Source organism: Halogranum rubrum (genome assembly GCF_900114455.1).
Taxonomy (GTDB): Archaea; Halobacteriota; Halobacteria; order Halobacteriales; family Haloferacaceae; genus Halogranum; species Halogranum rubrum.
On the sequence record NZ_FOTC01000001.1, the window covers coordinates 1,362,396 to 1,379,899 of the forward strand.

Consider the following 17,504-nt stretch of genomic DNA (forward strand, 5'->3'; position numbering starts at 1 on the left):
AGGACAAAACTGTAAGTGGTGAGTCGCAGAATCTGCAAAGCCGACTGTCGGGAGATGCAGAGATATATGGACCGCATAATAACGACTATCCCGAGTGAACGGAGGACTATGACACGACGTGTACTCGTACTGGCGGTCGGGGTCCTCGTCCTCCTCGCGGGCTGTACGGGCGGTGCCGGACCCGGCGACTCGCAGGCGACGACGGAGATGACTGAAGCGACCGAGACGACGGCGACGGCGACTGGGACGCCGACGGCGACGTCCACGCCCGAACCGACGCCGACGGCCGAGTGGAGTTCGCCGACGCCGCCGAACAGTCCGACGCAGGTCGACGAGGAACAGGTCCAGATGGGCCGCATCTCGAACGTCGAGTTCGTCAACACGGTCGAAGGCGCGAACGGTGAGGGTTACTCGAACTTCGACCTCAGCGTGCAGGCGAACACGACGATGGAAGACGTCGACCCCGAACACGGGACCGTCGACGGCGAACCGTACTTCGTGGTTCTCATCGACGGCAAGTTGGTCGAGCGGACGAAGTTGGTATTAGAACAAGAAGACGGGCAGTACAACATCACCGTCCGCGGCGGCGCGCTGACGAACTTCGACGCGGGGACGCTCGAAGTGACCGTCCTCTTGATGGACGAAGACACCCAGAACGACGACGTCTTCGGCCGGTGGACCGGCGAGATAGAGTACAATCCGCGGTAAGCGTCGCAGACCCGCGGAAAGAGAGAACAGAGAGCTACCGGAGAGGGACGTACGATGGCAGCGCCTCCCTCGCTATGGAAACCGTTTTTCGCGGTCGTTCCGAACGTCGGGCCATGAACGTACGCGAAATCGCCGACCTCGGGCCGGACGAGCGTGACGCACTCTTCGAGCGTGACGCCGGTATCGAGGCGGTCCGAAGCGACGTCCGCGACATCGTCGACCGGGTGAGCACGGAGGGCGACGTCGCCGTCCGAGAGTTCTGCCGCGAGTTCGACGACGTCGAAGTCGGCAACTTGGACATCACCGACGAAGCGGAACGCGCCTACGACGCCGTCGACGACGACGTGCGCGAGGCTATCGACACGGCCGCAGACAACATCCGCGAGTTCCACGAGCGACAGGTGCCCGACGACTGGCGCGAGGAGTTCGACGGTCGTGAGTTGGGTCGACGCTACCGACCACTGGACCGCGTCGGCGTCTACGCACCCGGCGGAACGGCGGCGTACCCTTCCAGCGCGCTGATGGGCGTCATCCCGGCGAAGGTGGCCGGTGTCGACCACGTCGCCGTCGCGACGCCACCAGCCGACGAGATAAATCCGGTGACGCTCGCGGCCATCCACGCGGCCGGTGCGGACGTCGTCTACAGCGTCGGCGGCGCGCAAGCCATCTCGGCGCTCGCCTACGGGACGGAGACGGTCAAGGCGACGCAGAAAGTCGTCGGGCCGGGCAACAAGTGGGTCACCGCGGCGAAGGCAGAAGTTCGCGGCGACGTCGAGATAGACTTCCTCGCCGGTCCCAGCGAGATTCTGGTCGTCGCCGACGAGAGCGCCAATCCTTCCTTCGTCGCCGCGGACCTCGTCGCACAGGCCGAACACGACACCGACGCGTCAGTCGTCGCCGTCACGGACGACGAGGCGACGGCCGAAGCAATCGTCGAGGAAGTCGAGAGACAAGCCGACGGCCGCGAACGTGCCGACATCGTCGCCGAGGCGCTCGACAGCGACGCCAGTGGCGTCTTCCTCGCCCGGTCGATGTCCGAAGCGGTCCTCTTCGCCGAGGAGTACGCGGCGGAACACTTGACGATTCAAGCGCGCGACGACGAGGAACTGCTCGACCGCATCTCGAACGCCGGCAGTGTCTTCCTCGGCCCCTACACCCCCGTCGCGGCGGGCGACTACGCCTCCGGGACGAACCACGTCCTCCCGACGAACGGCGGCGCGAAACTGTACGGTGGGCTCTCGGTCGACACGTTCCTCCGGTCGACGACGGTCCAGCGACTCGACCGCGAGGGCCTCGACGGTCTCGCGTCAACCATCACGACGCTCGCCGAGGCGGAGGGACTCGAAGCCCACGCCGAGAGCGTTCGGCGGCGACTCGACGACGCCGGTGCTCACGACGATGCTACCGGTGACGCTACCGGTGACGGCGACGGCGAGTGACACACGCTCGTCCCACTCGGACGTTCGCCGAGGCCTGCGAGTCGGTGCTTCGGGAACCGGACGGCGAGCACTCGCTGTACACGACGCTCGCACCGCTGTACGACCGGATGGTGCTCGACGCCGAGGAGCAAGACGACTACGAACGACACCTTCGCACGCTCGCTCGACACGTCCCGCAGACGGCGGAGACGGTGCTGGACGTCGGTTGTGGCGTCGGCGGGTTTCTGCCGTTCTTGGAGGCGCGGTTCCAGCACGTCGTCGGCGTCGACGCCCACGCCGAACTCCTCGGGTTCGCTGCCCGACGTGCCGGACACGCGATGCTCGTCGACGGCGACGTAACCGACACCGACTGTGCACTCGGCCGCCACTTCGACGCCGTCGTCTCCCTCGACTCTCTCACCGCACGGTTCACCGACGAAGAACTCCTCGCCTGCTTCCAGACGGTTCGTGAGCATCTCGAACCGGACGGCGTCTTCGTCTTCGACGTCGTCGTGGACCCCGTCGCCGTCGCCGAGGACGCCGTCGGCGTGTACACTGGTGAGGGCTACCGTCTCGAACGCGCCGTCGACGTCGCTCCGAAACCCGCGCTTCCGGGTGTCGAACTCCGCGTCGACTACCGCGTGACGGATATCGGCGGCGACCGACGGGCGACGACCAAAGAGTGCATCTCGGTCCGGACGTTCGACGTCGAGACGGTGGAGTCCGCACTGTCGACTGCCGGGTTCGGACGAGTCGCCGTCGAACGCGACACCGGCGACGAAGGGACCGTCGTCGTCGTCGCGCAGCCCTGAACGTTCGGAGTGCCCGCCCGAGTGTCGACGTCGGTTCGCCGAACTCGGCGTCAGGGTTAACACGTCGGACCAAGTAACTAGCACTATGAGCACGGGAACCGCCGAAGGGGAGACGCGAGCGCCCATCACGGTCACGGAAGCGGCGGCCGAGGAGGCGCTGTCACTCCTCGACGGCGAGGGGTTGGATACGGACATCGCCGGACTCCGCCTGTTCGTCCAGCAAGGTGGCTGTGCGGGGCTCTCCTACGGGATGCGCTTCGACGACGAACCGGAACCGGACGATACGGTCACGGACTTCCACGGTCTGCGAGTCTTCGTCGACCCCGCCAGCATGAAGTACATCGGCGGGTCGACGCTCGACTACGAGAGCGGCCTGCAGGCGAAGGGGTTCCACGTCGAGAACCCGAACGTCGAGAGCGAATGTGGCTGTGGCGAGTCGTTCCGGACGTAGAAAAGTTCTTTTCAGGGTTCTGTGAAGCGGAGGTATGGCCCTCCACTCACGACGAGACGTTCTCAGACTCGGGAGCGCCGCGGCGGCGACGTCGCTGGCGGGGTGTGCGAGTTTGCCCTTCGTCTCACGGCCGAAGTTGACGCTGACGGTGCTGAATCACACTGAGCAGGCGTATCGTCTCACTGTCGACTTCTATCGTACTGACCGAAACGAGAGAGGAGAAGCGCACGTATTCGGACGGGAGTACGACCTCGCTGGCGGGAACGGCGAGGAGAGCCAGACGAGCGACGAAAATATCGTTCCCAGTAGGCGGTACCTCGTCCGGGTTGCTGCTCGAACTCGCGACGGGGGTGTGACATCGCTCCGAGACCACTATCACTTCTATCCGGATTGTGACGGAACCGACGAACCGTCGGACCGAATTTACGTCGAGGTCGAACCCAGACCTGCCAGAGACCCACGACTCAGTTTCAGTACCAGTGGCTGCTCACCGGACTCCATCTATCTCTGACCGCCGAGAACCAGACCTAAACCCCACCGCGCCGTAGCGGGGTCAATGACGCTGGAAGCAGCCACGACGGCGGACGGCGAAGAGGTCTATATCAGTCGGAACGAGGGTGTTCGCGGCTCTGAAGCGCCGTTCTTCGTCGTCTACGTCTCTGACGACGCCGAGAAGAAGTGGGGGTTCTACTGCGACAACTGCGAGACGTTCGACAACGCGATGGACACGATGGGCCGCATCGTCTGCAACCGATGTGAGAACATCCGGAAGCCCGAAGAGTGGGACGCCGCCCACGAGTGAGGAGAAACTTCGGAAAGTTCGCGAGACGCGCCGAGGCCACTGTTTTCCGAATGGTGACAAGATTTATCACGGAGACAGGAGTATGCCTAGGTACATGGCCCCTGTTACCATGCCACCAGTCGAGCAAGCGCGGGAAATCTTCACCCGTCTCGGCTACGTCGTCTCCGGCGAGGGGACGGAACTCACGGCGGAGCGCAAGTGGCGCACCGTTCGCGTAACCGCGATGACCGGCGGCGACGCCGAAACCGCACAGCGCGTCCTCACGGACGGCGGGGACAGTGACGAACCTGGGTTGCGATGTTTCGTCACCTGGGACGGCTATACAGGGGAACTTCGAGAGCGACTCCTCGACGCCAAACCGCCGTACGACTGGGCGGTCATCGGCGTCGACGACCACGGGAGCTACGAAGTCGTCCACGGCGCAGCACCCGCCTGACCCGAGTCGCACGCCCGTTCGGTATCGTCCGACCGACTGACCTCAGCGACCAACCAACTTTTACCGGAACCGCGTGTCGAGAGTCTCATGTTCGCCCTACAGAGCGACATCGTCACGCAGGCGTTCTTCGACTTCGTCGCCAATCTCCGAACGGCGCTCCCGGCCATCATCTCCGGTCTCGTCTTTCTGCTCCTCGCGGGGATGCTCGTGAAGGCCGTCCTGTTCGTGGTGAAACTCGTCTTGAAGCGGACGCTCCCCGGTGAATCACCCGTCTACCGGCAGTTCGTCGCCACCATCGTCGCCGTCTTTCTCTGGTTCGCGGTCGGACTCTCCTTCCTCTCTATCGTCGGCTTGGAGGACATCGCCGCGTCGCTCGGGACGGCGGCGGGGTTCGTCGCTCTCGGCGTCTCCTACGCGACGTCGAGTATGATCGCCGACGCCGTCGCGGGGGTCTACCTGCTGCGTGACCCGGATTTCATGCCCGGTGACACGGTCGAAGCGGGTGACACCACCGGCGTCGTCGACACCATCGAACTCCGGAAGACCCGCCTCCTCGTCGACGGCGACGTCGTCGTGCGCGGAAACGCCGAGATAGAGAAGAAGTGGCGAAAGCTGACGGACGCAGACGAGATAGCCGAACGGGAAGAGCGTGTGACTAGCTAGCACGACTTCCGAGCGGCTTATCGTATCGGGCGCCGAACGAACGACCGTGTTTATCGGTCACGCTCTGCTCGCGTTCGCGGTAGCCGCGACCGTCACCGTGTCTCTCGGGTGGTCCCGAGAGCGGGCGCTCACGGTCGGTATCCTCGCGGGCCTCTTCGCGGCCGCCCCAGACGTCGACATCGCCTACGCACTGGTGGGGGTCGCGACAGCGAGTGTCGGCAGCGCGTTGGCGCTAGCCGGAGCCTTCTGGGAGACCGGCAACCTCGTCCACCGAGTGGTGACGCACTCGCTCGTCGTCGCGCCGGTCGTCGCTCTCGCTGCCGCTCTCGCGGTCGACAGCGTTCGGCGCACGTCCAGAGCCTCACGGGCAGGCGCGTTCCTCGCCGCTTCCAGTCTCGTCGTCGTCGCCGGTGCCGAGAGCGGCGCACTCGGCGCGGCGGTGATGGGACTGTTCTGCGTCGTCTCACTCGGTATCGCCGTCGCCGCCGCGCGTCGGACCGACCTCAGTGCGCGAACCGTCGCCGCCGCGGCGCTGTTCGGCCTCGTCTCGCATCCCTTCGGCGACCTCTTTACTGGCGAACCGCCGGCGATGCTCTACCCCTTCGACGTGACGCTGTTCGTCGAGCGCGTCACACTGCACTCGGACCCGACAGTGCATCTCCTGAGTGCGTTCGGTCTCGAACTCGCGACCGTCTGGGCCGCCGTCCTCGTGACACTGTGGCTCACCCGGCGGTCGCTCCGAACCACCGTCGACCCGCGAGCGACCCTCGGCGTCGGCTACGCGGCCAGTCTCCTCGTCATCCCGGCACCGACGCTGGACCTCTCGTACCCGTTCGTGTTCACCGTCCTCGCCGTCGGTGCAGTTGGGATGACTCCACGGTTCAGCCAATCGGCGAAGACGCGACGACGACTTCGACACTCGTTCGAACTGCCCGACTGGTGGTCCGCAGGCGTGACCGGCCTCGCGGCCGTGACGCTCGCGTGGGTGGCGTATTCGGTCGTGTATCTCTTCGCCTGAGTCGTCTGAGTCACCTGAGTCGCCCGAGTTACGCTCACGCCCACCGCCAGTAGAGCCAAGTTCTTCGCGACCACCTCCCACAGTATGACGGTCGAGAAACACGTTCGGATTCACGAGACTGCAACTGTCGACCCAGAGGCACACGTCGCAAAGCACGCCACCGTCCACGACGGGGCGTCCGTCGCCGCGGACGCTCGTATCGGAAAACACGCGACGATTCACGAGAACGCTCGTATCGGCGAGGGCGTAGTCGTCGGGAAACACGCGACGGTGCACAGCGGTGCCCACGTCGGTCGAGAGGCTCGTCTCGGCAAGCACGTCACGGTCCAAACGGGTGCGGATGTCGCGGCGGACGCACGGGTCGGCAAGCACTCGACGGTACACGAGTAGCGGTAGAAGGCACCGAGAAGAGAACGGCGCAGAACAGCAGCGGAGGCGGCGGCCAGACGTTCGACCGTCTTTCTACTTCACTTCGTTGTACATCTCGTCTATCATCTCGTCGAGGTCCGGGTTGCCGCCGCCGGGTTGCTGGGGCGTGTAGCTGAACTCGCCCTTCCCGTCGGGAGCCTCACCTTGCGTCCAGGGCTGTTCGGGATTCTCGCGCTCCTCGTGGGCCGTCGACATGAACGTGTAGTTGTACTCTTGGTTCTCCTTCGACTGGTCGAAACTGTTGGGAACGGGGCGGTGCTCGCCGAGGGCCTCGAGCGCCGCGTGCCACTGGTTCTGGTGCATCGTGTCGCGGGCGATGAGATACTCCAGCATGTCTTTCATGCCGGGGTCGGTCGTGAACTCGTAGAGGCGCGTCGCCAGCAGTCGGCCCGTGGACTCGGCCATCACGTTGGCGTACAGGTCGGCGGCGAGGTTGCCGGACGCGACGACGTAGTTCCCGGTGAACGGGACGCCGTTGCTGTCGACCGGCATCGCGTGGAGGCCGGCGGAGAGCGCCTGTCGGGGCTGTCCCGAGCGCATCATCTCGTCGATGACCGCGTCCTCGCGCGCCGCCTCGCGGGCCTCGTCGGAGGCTCCTTCGAGGTTCTTCGACACGGCCGTCGCAAGCATCTCGATGTGGCCCAACTCCTCCGTAGCCGTCTCCATGAGGAACTGGCGCATCTCCTGTTTCTCGGCCGGGATGGCGAACGCCTGGAACATGTACTGCAGGGCGACGCGCATCTCGCCTTCGGCCCCGCCGATAGCCTGCTGGAGCATCTTGGCGAACTGCGGGTTCGGTTCTTCGACTTCGACTTCGTACTGGAGTTCGTCGTCGTGGTAGAACATCGTACCTCCGACTTCGCCCATATCATCGAAAAGCCGAGGGGCTGTAATTACCAGCAGGCATCGACCGGTTCGGGCGAGCCGTCGGACGGCCGCCCTCACGTGGACTCCCCGACGGCGACGCTTCGAGTGTCGGAACCGTTATGCCTCCGCTGACACCTACGTCAGGACATGTCGCGCTCCGGCCTCCGAGACGTGGTCGAACGCCGTCAGGCGAACGCTATACTCGGGTGGCTTCTCGTCGGGTTTCTCACACTGGTCGCCGGTGCGGAACTCGTCGAACGAGACCTGCTCTGGGCAGGGTTCACGCTCGCCGTCGTCGCCCTCACCATCGTTCCGGCCGTCGTCTACCGGGACCCGCTAGCGATGCTGCCGTGGGAGGTCATCGCGCTCGCGTCACTCCCGATGCTCGGGCGCGCCCTCGTCACTGGGCAGCAAGTCGGTGGCATCACGCTCAGCGGGCGAGTGACGACGTACTTCGCCGTCGCCGCAGTGGCACTCATCATCGCCGTCGAACTCGACGTGTTCACCCCGGTCAAGATGAACTACTCTTTCGCCGTCCTCTTCGTCGTCATCGCGACGACGGCCGCGGCGGGTGTCTGGGCGATTGCACAGTGGCTCTCGGATATCTATCTCGGTACGAACTTCCTCCTCGGGCGGCCGACGACGACGAGCCCCGAGACCGAACTGATGTGGGACTTCGTCGCCGCGACGCTCGCCGGTATCGGCGCAGGACTCCTCTTCGAGTTCTACTTCCGCCGCCGCCGTGACCGACAGGCCGCTCTCACGGAGGAGGCAAACGCGTGACCGCCGGTTCGGACAGTGGACCGGGGACCACGTCCGGTTCCAGTCCCGACGCTCCCTCGGCGTCGAACTCACTCGCCCGAGTACGGGAGTTCGTTCACCTCGACGAGCGAACACAGCGGCGACTCGCCCGACTGATGCAGTTGGCGCTCATCGGTCTGCTGTTCATCGGCTTCGAACGCGGTAATCTCGGCATCATCGTCAACGCCGGTGTCGCTCTCGCAATCACGTATCTCCCGGCGACGCTCGAACGCGACCACCACATCCCGATGAACGCCGGGTTGACACTGTGGATCACCTCCGCCGTCTTCCTCCACGCGCTGGGAACCGTCGGCGTCCCCGGTACCGACGAGTCGTTCTACACGTCGCTGCCGTGGTGGGACAGTCTCACGCACGCGCTCTCGGCCAGCGTCGTCGCCGCCATCGGCTACACCGTCGCCCGGGCCATCGACGAGCACACCGAGGCCGTCGAGTTACCCGGGCGGTTCATGTTCGTCTTCATCCTCCTGTTCGTCGTCGCTTTCGGCGTCTTCTGGGAGGTGTTGGAGTTCGCCGTCGGCGGGGCCGCAGAGATTCTCGGAAACGACGCAATCTTGACGCAGTACGGTCTCGAAGACACGATGACCGACCTCCTCTTCGACCTCGTCGGCGGTGTCGTCGTCGCTATCTGGGGAACCGCTCATCTGACCGACGTCGCTGGCGCACTCGCCGCACGGTTGGACCGAAACTGAGAGTGAATCGACGGCGCGGTACGGAGCCGATGCGGGCGTCGAATCGGCGACTGTCTTTTTGGCCTAGCCGTGAGAACGAACTGATGCGATGGTATACAAGAAGATCACCCTCATCGGTCGGAGTGACGAGAGTTTCGACGCCGCTGTCGACGACGCCGTCGACCGCGCACAGAACACACTCGACAACGTCCACTGGGTCGAAGTGAAGGAGATGGGCGTCGAAATCGCCTCGGTCGACGGACGAGAGTACCAAGCCGAAGTCGAAGTCGCCTTCGAACTCGAAGAACCGACAGCGTAGACGCACCAACCCAATCTCGACGGCTTCTTGTCGGCGGCGCGGCCACCTCCGACAATGCCGCGATTTCTTCACTATTCGGACATCGAAAACGTCTACGACGACCCTGAGCGGGCGGGCCGCCTCGCTGGGACTCTCGTTGCACTCGACGGCGAGGACGCGCTCGTCGTCGGCACCGGCGACAACACCTCGCCCGGGGTCGTCTCGATGGTCTCGAAGGGCCATCAGGCGGTCGACTTCTTCGACGCCGTCGACGCCGACCTCTCGACGTTCGGCAACCACGACTTCGACTACGGCCCCGACGAGACTCGCTCGCTGCTCACGGAGACGTCTCATACGTGGGTCAGCGCGAACGTCTACGACGAAGACGGCGACCCCTTCGGTGCCGCGGAGGGTGTCGTCCCGTGGACTGTCGAAGAAGTCGACGGTGTTCGCGTCGGGTTCGTCGGCCTCACCGACCCCGCGACAGATTCGCTCAACCCGAGCGCTGCGGAGTTGACGTTCACCGACCCCTACGACGCCGCGGCGTCCGCCGTCTCGAAACTCGAAGCCGAAGGTGTCGACCATATCGTCGTGCTCTCACATCTCGGTGGCGGCGACGACGAACTCGCCCGGCGTGTCGACGTCGACGTCATCCTCGGCGGCCACGTCCACAGTGAGCGCATCGAACACGTCGACGGGACGCTCCTCACTCGCCCCGGCGTCAACGGGGAGACGGTGCTGGAAGTCGTCGTCGACGAAGCGGGCGCGCGGGCCGAACGCCATGACCCGTCGAACGGACCCGAGACACCGCATCTCGCGGACGCGCTCCGAAGTCGACTCGCCGCGGCCGGGTTGGACGAAGTCGTCGCCACCGTCGAGATACCCATCGAACGCACCGCCGACGTCGTCCACGGCGGCGAGTGTCGCATCGGAAACTTCGTCGCCGACGCCTACCGCTGGGCGACGGACGCCGACGTCGCGCTCCAGAACAGCGGGGGGATTCGGTCGGGGCCGCCGCTCTCGGGCGACGTGACCGTCGCCGACCTCGTGAGCGTCGTCCCGTTCGAAGAGCCAGTCGCGGTTGCCGAAGTGACGGGTGCAGAACTCCTCGACGCCTTCCGGCAGATGAGTTCGGCCGTCGTCGACTTCGGTGAAGACGGGTGGTGGCACGGCCACGTCAGCGGCGCGCGAATCGTCTGGGACGACGACGCGGCCGAACTGGTCGAGGCGACGGTCGGCGGCGAACCGGTCGACCCCGAGGCGCTCTACACCGTGGCGCTGGCGGAGTATCTCCTGCACTCGGACCACGAGTTCCCCGCCATCCAACAGCGTCATCGGGCCGGCGAGTCCGGTATTCAACACGACGTACTCGCGGCGTACGCACGCGAACACGGTATCAACCCCGCGGTGGAGGGACGTATCGAACGACTGTCGGCGTCGCGTTCGAAGACGTCGAACTGACTGCCACAGACGCGTGCGGTTCGATAGCACTCGGTGGGCGAAGGGCAAAGTTGACACCACCGAGGAGAGAAAGACGGGCAATGACGCTGGTCGTCGTCCCCGTCCGATACCCCTTGACCAGTCACTCACGAGCGACGCTCACCGAAGCAATCCGCGTCGCCGAGGACCGCGAAGCGGACCTGACGGTCCTCCACGTGAACCTGTATCAGGACAACGATGGGGTGACACGTACAGAACTGAAACGCGCGGTCGAACGAGAGTTCGGAGAGGTCCCACGGTCGCGGTACGTCGTTCGTCGGGGCTTCCTCGTCGAGGAGACGATTCTGGAGGAAGTCGCCGCCGAAGAGGCCGACGTAGTCGTCATCGGCTCGAAACAGGCCGGTCGGTGGCGACGGACGCTTCGACGGTTCCTCGACGACCCGGACATCGAGTCGTTCCTCCGGGAAAAACTCGACTGCACCGTCATCACGGTGCGAGCGGACTGAGTCGCGAACGGTTGCTCCCTCTCACTCTTCGGTCGGGGCCGACTTGACTGCCGACGTGGTCGACGGCTCCTCTTCGGGTGGCTCCACTGGTGCGTCGAGAGCGTAGCGCCGACCATCACCGCGCGTGACTGCGACCTGTGCGTGGCCGCTCGTCTCGTCGAAGACGAGATGCTGGTGCGGGTAGGCGAACTCGACGTCCACGTCCGCGTCGGTATCGCCTACGAGGTCCCAGAGTTTCGTCTGGACGTTCGATTGAACGGTGCCGATTTTGTACGGTTTCTTCGCCCAGTAGCGGAGGCGAATGAGGACGCCGTGGTCGGCGTAACTGTTGATGTACGCGCGCGGGCTGGCCGGATACCGGGCGCTGCCGATGCGGATGTCCGGACCGCCTTCGAGGACGTCGTCACACTGGCGGGCGGCGCGTTCCATCAGGTCGCGCGCCTGCGCGATGTTACACTCGTAGGTCACGAGTACGTCTAGTGAGAGTCGTGTCCGCTCGTCCTCCGCCGAGAAGTTGGTGACGTCACGCTCGCGAATCGAGGAGTTCGTGATGACGAGAAACGTGTTGTCGAGGGTGATCATCTTCGTGTAGCGGAGCGTAATCTCCTCGACGAATCCGCGCGTGCCGTCGTCGAGTTGAATCATGTCGCCGATTTCGTACGGCTGGTCGGCGAGGACGAACAGGCCGTTGATGACGCTGCCGACGATGGGTGCGAGGATGATACCGAGCACGGCCGAGAGCACCGTCAACGAGAGGACGATGTTCCCGATCTGTAGTCCTGCAATCGTCATTCCGAGCAGCGCAAACAGGAGAACCGTTCCTGCACGGACGGCCCGAAGTACGGTCTGTGCGACGCTCTCTCGCTGGAACTGCTTGGCGACCGGTCGACCGAGTAGCCGGACGATAAACGTCGAGAGGTACGCCCCGACGAGCGTGACGAAGATGACGACGAGGAACTGCAGTGGCGGCGACGCCGGAATGCCCGGGATAAGGTCGAAGATGCTGGGGACCGTCTCGCTGTCCGCCCCGCCGCCCGACGACCCGTCGGTCTGTGCGAGAACCCCGTCGACGAGACGACGCCAGCCAGATGTCATGAGGTAGACTGTCTGCGGGTTGGTGAAAAAGCGTTGTCCTCCGTCGGTGAATCTCCCGACGACGAGTGACGGATACGTGAACAAACGACCGTTAATTACCACGGGGTTACGGAAGTCCGTGCTACTCGGTTATTAGTAAATTCCTTAAGGGAGGGCAACAGTGGGTGAGCCATGGTAGACGACCTCCGAATCAACATGGAGCGCGTCGGCGAGCGCTTCAACCTCGGCGAATACGAAATCGACGCCTATCTCGCCGTGCTGGAACACGGCGAACTCACTGCGAGCGAAATCGCCGACCGGACAGATATCCCGCAACCTCGCGTGTACGACACGGTTCGGAGCCTCTCTGATAGAGGACTGGTCGAACTCCGCGAGTCGCGACCGATGAAGATCGTCGCCGTCGACCCGAAAGACGCCTTCGGCAACATCCAGTCGTCGCTGACGGAACTCGTCGACGAACTCGGAGCGCGTTACACGGCACCGGCCCGCGACACCGAAGCCGTCTCGCTAGTGAAATCGCGGTCGACCATCCTCCGGTATCTGGAGGAAGTCATCGACAACGCCGAGTACGAACTCGTTCTCTCGCTCACTCCCGACTTGCTCCGGCGGTTCTACGAGGACCTCTCGACGGCCATCGACGAGGGCGTGAGTATCGACCTCCTCGTCACGCCTGCGACCCGCGCACCCGACCCCGACGAGTTCGACTACATGGAGGTCTGTACCATCGCTCGCGCCCGCCGTGGCATCACGACGCCCGTACTCGCCGTCGCCGACGGCGAGTACTCCGTCTACGCCACGCAGGACGCGCTTCGCGACGACCAGGACCGCTACGGCGTCATCTTCAACCGCTCGGCGCTCGGGTTCCTCGTCAGCGGCTTCTTCGGAACGGTCCTCTGGACGACGGCCGAGACGCTCGCCGTCGACGGAAAGAGCCGTCCGTTCCCGCGGCGGTACGCGTCGATTCGCCGTGCTGTCAAGGATATTCGAGATATCGGTGGGGAGTTCTACGCGACCGTACAGGGTCGTGACATCGAGACGGGTAACCCCATCGTCGTCGAAGGAAAGGTCGTCGACGTGTCGTTCGTCGACACCGAAGAAGTCGCCTCGATGGTCATCGAGACGGACGACGGTCCACTGGAGGTCGGTGGTCTCGTCGCGGCCCTCGAAGATATCGAGGCACAAGAACTGCGCCTCGGTCGCGAGTCGCCACCGGGACTACGGTAGTCGTCGCGGCCGACTGTTCTCTGTCTCGGGGGCAGAACACCGACTCTCGTCTCGGTCAGCGTAACCCGAATTAGGCTTCGATGGTCTCGTCGAACTCGTAGACGAGCGCGTTACAGTCCTCACACAGCAGTACTTCGTAGCGGACACCGCCGTAGGCCCCGGCAGAGCCACCGCAGCACTTGTCCGTGTTGGTCTCTTCGACGGTGCCGCCACAGGCTGGACAGGTCGTGACGAACATGCGGAGCGGTTCGGCCGCCTCGACGCGGCGGTCGGCCGGAACGTCGAAGTCGGCCATCACCTGCACGGCGGCCGTCTCCGCGATGGCGACGGCACGGGTGAGATGCATCGCCCGACCCTCACCTTCGACGACGACCCAGTCACCGTCGTCGACGTAGCCCGACGCCTCGAACGGTGCCGCGTCGGCGACGGCCGCTGCGAGCGCGTCGTCGTCGAGTTCGCGCAGGTCGGCCATCGCGGACTCCCACGCTTCGGCGAAGTCCTCGCTCGGACGGATCGCCTCGCCGTCGTCGACGATGACACCCGCATCGAGCAGCGCGACCATCACCTGCTCACCGTCGGCGTCGAGTTCGGTTAGGGAGTCGGAGTCCGGGAGACGGTCGCTCTCCGTGTCGTCGGATGCATTCTCCTCAACCGCATCCTCCGCTTCGTCTGCTTCGTCTGCTTCGTCTGATTCACCTGCTTCGTCCGTTTCGAGTGAGATGGTCGAAAACGAGTCCGACGATGGCTCGGTCTCCTTGAACTCGACCGGGAGCCGTTCGGCGAGTCGAGGGGCGAACCGTGGTGTGTACGGGACGACGTATCCGCGGAGAGCGATGGCAGCAGCACCGACAGCGAGAACAGCGGCACCGGCCGGTCGCCACCGCCGGCCGACGATGCCAGCGACGGCGAGGACGAAGGCACTGTTGACGGCGGTACAGGGGAGACAGCGATTGTCACCCGTGTGTTCCGGGCGACGGAGTGAGTCGAGAAGTGACATACTGGGCAGTCACGTCCGGAGTGGCTTGAGAGTTGTGAACACGCGAGGGAGAGATTTGGCAGTGTGTTGAAAGTACTGCGGGAACTGCTGACGGAATTGTTCACGAACGAAGCCACAATCGGTTTTACCCCCCTCGCCGTATTGCCAATAGCGGAGAGATTCAGATGACAGCGAATTCACTACAACAGAGGTAGTAATCTTTCCCGAACGTTTAAATAAATCCTATTCATAGCATTCAATTGTAATGGTTGACAGTGACTCACACGAGAATGGACGACGGAGCGGCGTTTCGCGTCGTCGGTTCGTACAGGCTGCAGGGGCATCTGGTGTTGCCGTCGGTCTCGCCGGCTGTATCAGCAGCGGTGGTGACGGCGGGAGTGACGGTGGCGACGGTGGCAACGGCAGCGGTGACGGTGGTGCCATCGACACGTCCGCACCGGAAGGCGACGTAACCGTCCGATGGGCGGCCGACACGCGCGTCGCCGACAACGCACAGGCGATTCGAGACGCCATGTCGAGCGCCGGTCTCCCGGACAACATCTCGGTCGAAATCGTCGCCGGGTCGCAGGTCACGGACAACCGCCAGTCGCAGTATCAGCAGTGGCTGAGCGCGAACCGTGAAGAACCGACCCTCCTGATGATGGACAGCGGGTGGACGATTCCGTTCATCGTGCGAGAGCAACTGCAGAACCTCAGTCAAGCGCTGCCCTCGTCGATGACGGACACCATCAACAACGAGTACTTCGAGGCCAGCGTCAGCACCGCGAAGCACCCCGATACGGGTGACCTCTACGGGATGCCGCTGTTCCCCGACTTCCCGACGGTCCAGTACCGCAAGGACCTCATGCGGGAAGCGGGCTACAGCGACTCGGACTTCGAGTCGTGGGCCACCGAGTCGATGACGTGGCAGGACTTCTCGACGGCCGTCAGCGAGACTGTCAGCGCCAGCGACAACTCGGATCTCATGGGCTTCACGTTCCAGGCCAGCGTCTACGAGGGTCTCTCGTGCTGTGACTTCAACGAGTTCATGACCTCGTTCGGCGGCGCGTACTTCGGCTCACACGAGAACCTGTTCGGTCCGGTCGGCGACCGGCCAATCACGGTCGACGAGGAGCCGGTCCTCGAGTCCATCCGGATGGTCCGCTCGCTCATCAACGGCCCGGACGCCGACAACGCGATGGAGGGAATTCAGAACATCGCACCCGAGGCGGTTCTCCAGTGGACCGAAGAGCCGTCGCGTGCGCCGTTCATGAACGGCAACGTCGTCGCCCACCGCAACTGGCCGTACTCCATCAACGCCGCCGGTGCGGAGGAGGCCTTCGGCGAGGACCTCGGCGTCATGCCGATTCCGTACGGCGTCCCCGCCAGCGAGGCAGAGTACGAGGGAACCGGTGGTCCGGTCGCCGCACTCGGTGGCTGGCACATGACGATGAACCCGAACGCACCGGACGAGCAGAAGCAGGCCGCCCTGCAGGTGATGCAGGTGATGCAGAAAGAGCAGTTCCAGCTCGACCTGTTCGGCATCATCGGCTGGATTCCGCCACGCCCGAGCCTGCTCGACTCCGACCAGGCCAGCGAGGTCGACGTCATCGGCCGCTACCTGCCGCAGCTGAAGGTCGCCGGTGAGAACGCGGTGCCGCGTCCGGTGACGGCCGTGTGGCCGCAGCAGTCCGGTCCCATCGCCCAGCAGGTCAACAACGCCTACGCGGGCAACAAGACCCCCGAGCAGGCGATGAGCGACCTCAAATCGACGCTCGAACAGATCGAACAGAACGCGTAGAAACGGGGACAACGCCTAAGCACCTCGTCAAACATTAACTATTGTTACAATGGCAACAGAACAAGAATCACAGGGAGCGATACGTGATAGCTCTCGCTCGGGACCCTACGTCACAGCAGTCCGCTGGATGGAGAACCTGAGTGAGACAGCGTTCGCGTACTTCCTCCTCGCCCCGGCGCTGCTGTTGCTTCTGGTGATCGCGATTTATCCGCTGGTGACGACGTTCGGCATGTCGTTGTTCGCGGACGCAATCAGTGGAAGTGCCAGCCTCGGCGAATTCGTCGGGATTCAGAACTACGTTGAACTGTTAACCAATCAAAAGAGCTACGCGCTCCCGGCTCCGTTCCTGCCGACGTCGTTGACGGTCGGCGGTATCGTCTCGAGCGCACTGGGCGTGACGCTCATCTTCACTATCGTGAGCGTCTTCTTCGAGACCATCATCGGGTTCGCACAGGCGCTCGTGCTGGACCAGGACTTCCGCGGCCGTCGCTGGATTCGCGTCGCCATCATCATCCCGTGGGCCGTGCCCATCGTCATTCAGGGGATGATCTTCTTCCTCCTGTTCCAGCCGGGTATCGGGTTCCTCGTCGGGACGAGCCAGAACCCGTCGCTGCTCAACCAGTTGGGCATCATCGGGACCACGCCGCTGGTGAACACCATCGACTCGCTGCTCATCATCACCGTGGCCGACGTCTGGAAGACGACGGCGTTCATGGCGCTGCTCATCCTCGCGGGGATGCAGAGTATCGACCGCTCGCTCTACGACGTCGCACGCGTCTCTGGCGCGTCGCCGTGGCAGCAGTTCAAACTCATCACGTTCCCCCTCATCCTGCCGACCATCATGGTCGCGATGCTGTTCCGCACCATCGCCGCGATGCGGGTGTACGGTATCATCGAGACGACGACTGGGTGTCAGACGGTGCCGTCGCTGTCCTGTCTCGTGGTGTCGAGTTTCAGCTCGCGAACCTACGGGACGGCCGCGACTGTCGCGTTCGTCACGGCAGCTATCATCGGCGTCGTGGTGAGCATCTACATCGTGAAGTTCGCCGACGCGGAGGGAGGCTTCTAAC

The 17,504-nt window shown here is 64.2% G+C and carries 21 protein-coding genes; 18 read left to right on the forward strand and 3 right to left on the reverse strand.

All coding sequences use genetic code 11. The features are described 5' to 3' along the window. The first annotated feature begins 108 nt into the window (after positions 1-108). From BM083_RS23210 to BM083_RS06705, 10 genes are all read left to right on the forward strand, one after another. Positions 109-708: a hypothetical protein gene (locus BM083_RS23210; protein ID WP_089867417.1), complete on the forward strand. Its 600-nt coding sequence runs from the start codon at positions 109-111 to the stop codon at positions 706-708. Positions 709-821: 113 nt separating this feature from the next. Next, on the forward strand, positions 822-2,147 hold the full coding sequence (gene hisD / locus BM083_RS06665) for a histidinol dehydrogenase (protein ID WP_089867420.1): 1,326 nt from the start codon (positions 822-824) through the stop codon (positions 2,145-2,147). Next, on the forward strand, positions 2,144-2,938 hold the full coding sequence (locus BM083_RS06670; protein WP_089867423.1) for a class I SAM-dependent DNA methyltransferase: 795 nt from the start codon (positions 2,144-2,146) through the stop codon (positions 2,936-2,938). Before hisD ends, BM083_RS06670 begins: the two co-directional genes overlap by 4 nt. Positions 2,939-3,023: 85 nt before the next feature. Continuing rightward, entirely contained in the window at positions 3,024-3,389 is a 366-nt protein-coding gene (locus tag BM083_RS06675) for a HesB/IscA family protein (protein ID WP_009375010.1), read from the forward strand. Positions 3,390-3,423: 34 nt separating this feature from the next. Further along, on the forward strand, positions 3,424-3,900 hold the full coding sequence (locus tag BM083_RS06680; RefSeq protein WP_089867426.1) for a hypothetical protein: 477 nt from the start codon (positions 3,424-3,426) through the stop codon (positions 3,898-3,900). A 45-nt stretch (positions 3,901-3,945) separates the two neighbouring features. After that, complete coding sequence (locus tag BM083_RS06685) at positions 3,946-4,191, forward strand: DUF5816 domain-containing protein (protein WP_089867429.1); 246 nt, start codon at positions 3,946-3,948, stop codon at positions 4,189-4,191. A 94-nt stretch (positions 4,192-4,285) separates the two neighbouring features. Further along, positions 4,286-4,627 (forward strand): DUF7116 family protein, encoded by a 342-nt coding sequence (locus tag BM083_RS06690; RefSeq protein WP_218148929.1) that lies wholly within the window; start codon positions 4,286-4,288, stop codon positions 4,625-4,627. A gap of 87 nt (positions 4,628-4,714) precedes the next feature. Further along, positions 4,715-5,290: a mechanosensitive ion channel domain-containing protein gene (locus tag BM083_RS06695; protein ID WP_089867434.1), complete on the forward strand. Its 576-nt coding sequence runs from the start codon at positions 4,715-4,717 to the stop codon at positions 5,288-5,290. A gap of 46 nt (positions 5,291-5,336) precedes the next feature. After that, positions 5,337-6,308, forward strand: a complete 972-nt coding sequence (locus tag BM083_RS06700) for a metal-dependent hydrolase (protein WP_089867438.1) — start codon at positions 5,337-5,339, stop codon at positions 6,306-6,308. Positions 6,309-6,392: 84 nt separating this feature from the next. Beyond that, positions 6,393-6,698: a hypothetical protein gene (locus BM083_RS06705; protein WP_089867441.1), complete on the forward strand. Its 306-nt coding sequence runs from the start codon at positions 6,393-6,395 to the stop codon at positions 6,696-6,698. Between the two features lie 72 nt (positions 6,699-6,770). Here BM083_RS06705 and BM083_RS06710 read toward each other — a convergent pair whose 3' ends face one another. Then, positions 6,771-7,583, reverse strand: coding sequence for a manganese catalase family protein (locus BM083_RS06710; protein ID WP_089868417.1), 813 nt, complete (start codon positions 7,581-7,583; stop codon positions 6,771-6,773). Positions 7,584-7,751: 168 nt separating this feature from the next. On the opposite strand from BM083_RS06710, the gene BM083_RS06715 reads away from it, so the two are divergent. From BM083_RS06715 to BM083_RS06735, 5 genes are all read left to right on the forward strand, one after another. Beyond that, on the forward strand, positions 7,752-8,387 hold the full coding sequence (locus BM083_RS06715; protein WP_089867444.1) for a hypothetical protein: 636 nt from the start codon (positions 7,752-7,754) through the stop codon (positions 8,385-8,387). 134 nt (positions 8,388-8,521) lie between these two features. Next, positions 8,522-9,115: a DUF2238 domain-containing protein gene (locus BM083_RS06720; protein WP_089868419.1), complete on the forward strand. Its 594-nt coding sequence runs from the start codon at positions 8,522-8,524 to the stop codon at positions 9,113-9,115. A gap of 88 nt (positions 9,116-9,203) precedes the next feature. Then, on the forward strand, positions 9,204-9,413 hold the full coding sequence (locus tag BM083_RS06725) for a dodecin (protein WP_009374993.1): 210 nt from the start codon (positions 9,204-9,206) through the stop codon (positions 9,411-9,413). Positions 9,414-9,467: 54 nt separating this feature from the next. Beyond that, entirely contained in the window at positions 9,468-10,853 is a 1,386-nt protein-coding gene (locus BM083_RS06730) for a bifunctional metallophosphatase/5'-nucleotidase (RefSeq protein WP_089867448.1), read from the forward strand. An 80-nt stretch (positions 10,854-10,933) separates the two neighbouring features. Next, a complete protein-coding gene (locus BM083_RS06735) occupies positions 10,934-11,338 on the forward strand; it encodes a universal stress protein (RefSeq protein ID WP_009374991.1) in 405 nt (134 codons plus the stop codon). Positions 11,339-11,359: 21 nt separating this feature from the next. Here BM083_RS06735 and BM083_RS06740 read toward each other — a convergent pair whose 3' ends face one another. After that, a complete protein-coding gene (locus BM083_RS06740) occupies positions 11,360-12,433 on the reverse strand; it encodes a mechanosensitive ion channel family protein (RefSeq protein WP_245756863.1) in 1,074 nt (357 codons plus the stop codon). 171 nt (positions 12,434-12,604) lie between these two features. Here BM083_RS06740 and trmB point away from each other — a divergent pair, with 171 nt between their 5' ends. Then, positions 12,605-13,657 carry an HTH-type sugar sensing transcriptional regulator TrmB gene (gene trmB, locus BM083_RS06745; protein ID WP_009374989.1) on the forward strand — a complete coding sequence of 351 codons (1,053 nt, stop codon included), beginning with the start codon at positions 12,605-12,607 and terminating at the stop codon, positions 13,655-13,657. Between the two features lie 70 nt (positions 13,658-13,727). Here trmB and BM083_RS06750 read toward each other — a convergent pair whose 3' ends face one another. Then, complete coding sequence (locus BM083_RS06750) at positions 13,728-14,654, reverse strand: DUF8054 domain-containing protein (protein ID WP_089867454.1); 927 nt, start codon at positions 14,652-14,654, stop codon at positions 13,728-13,730. A 244-nt stretch (positions 14,655-14,898) separates the two neighbouring features. Here BM083_RS06750 and BM083_RS06755 point away from each other — a divergent pair, with 244 nt between their 5' ends. Both BM083_RS06755 and BM083_RS06760 read left to right on the forward strand, forming a co-directional pair. Next, positions 14,899-16,434 carry an extracellular solute-binding protein gene (locus BM083_RS06755; RefSeq protein ID WP_089867457.1) on the forward strand — a complete coding sequence of 512 codons (1,536 nt, stop codon included), beginning with the start codon at positions 14,899-14,901 and terminating at the stop codon, positions 16,432-16,434. Positions 16,435-16,561: 127 nt separating this feature from the next. Beyond that, entirely contained in the window at positions 16,562-17,503 is a 942-nt protein-coding gene (locus BM083_RS06760; RefSeq protein WP_177197580.1) for a carbohydrate ABC transporter permease, read from the forward strand. Position 17,504: the final 1 nt, after the last annotated feature.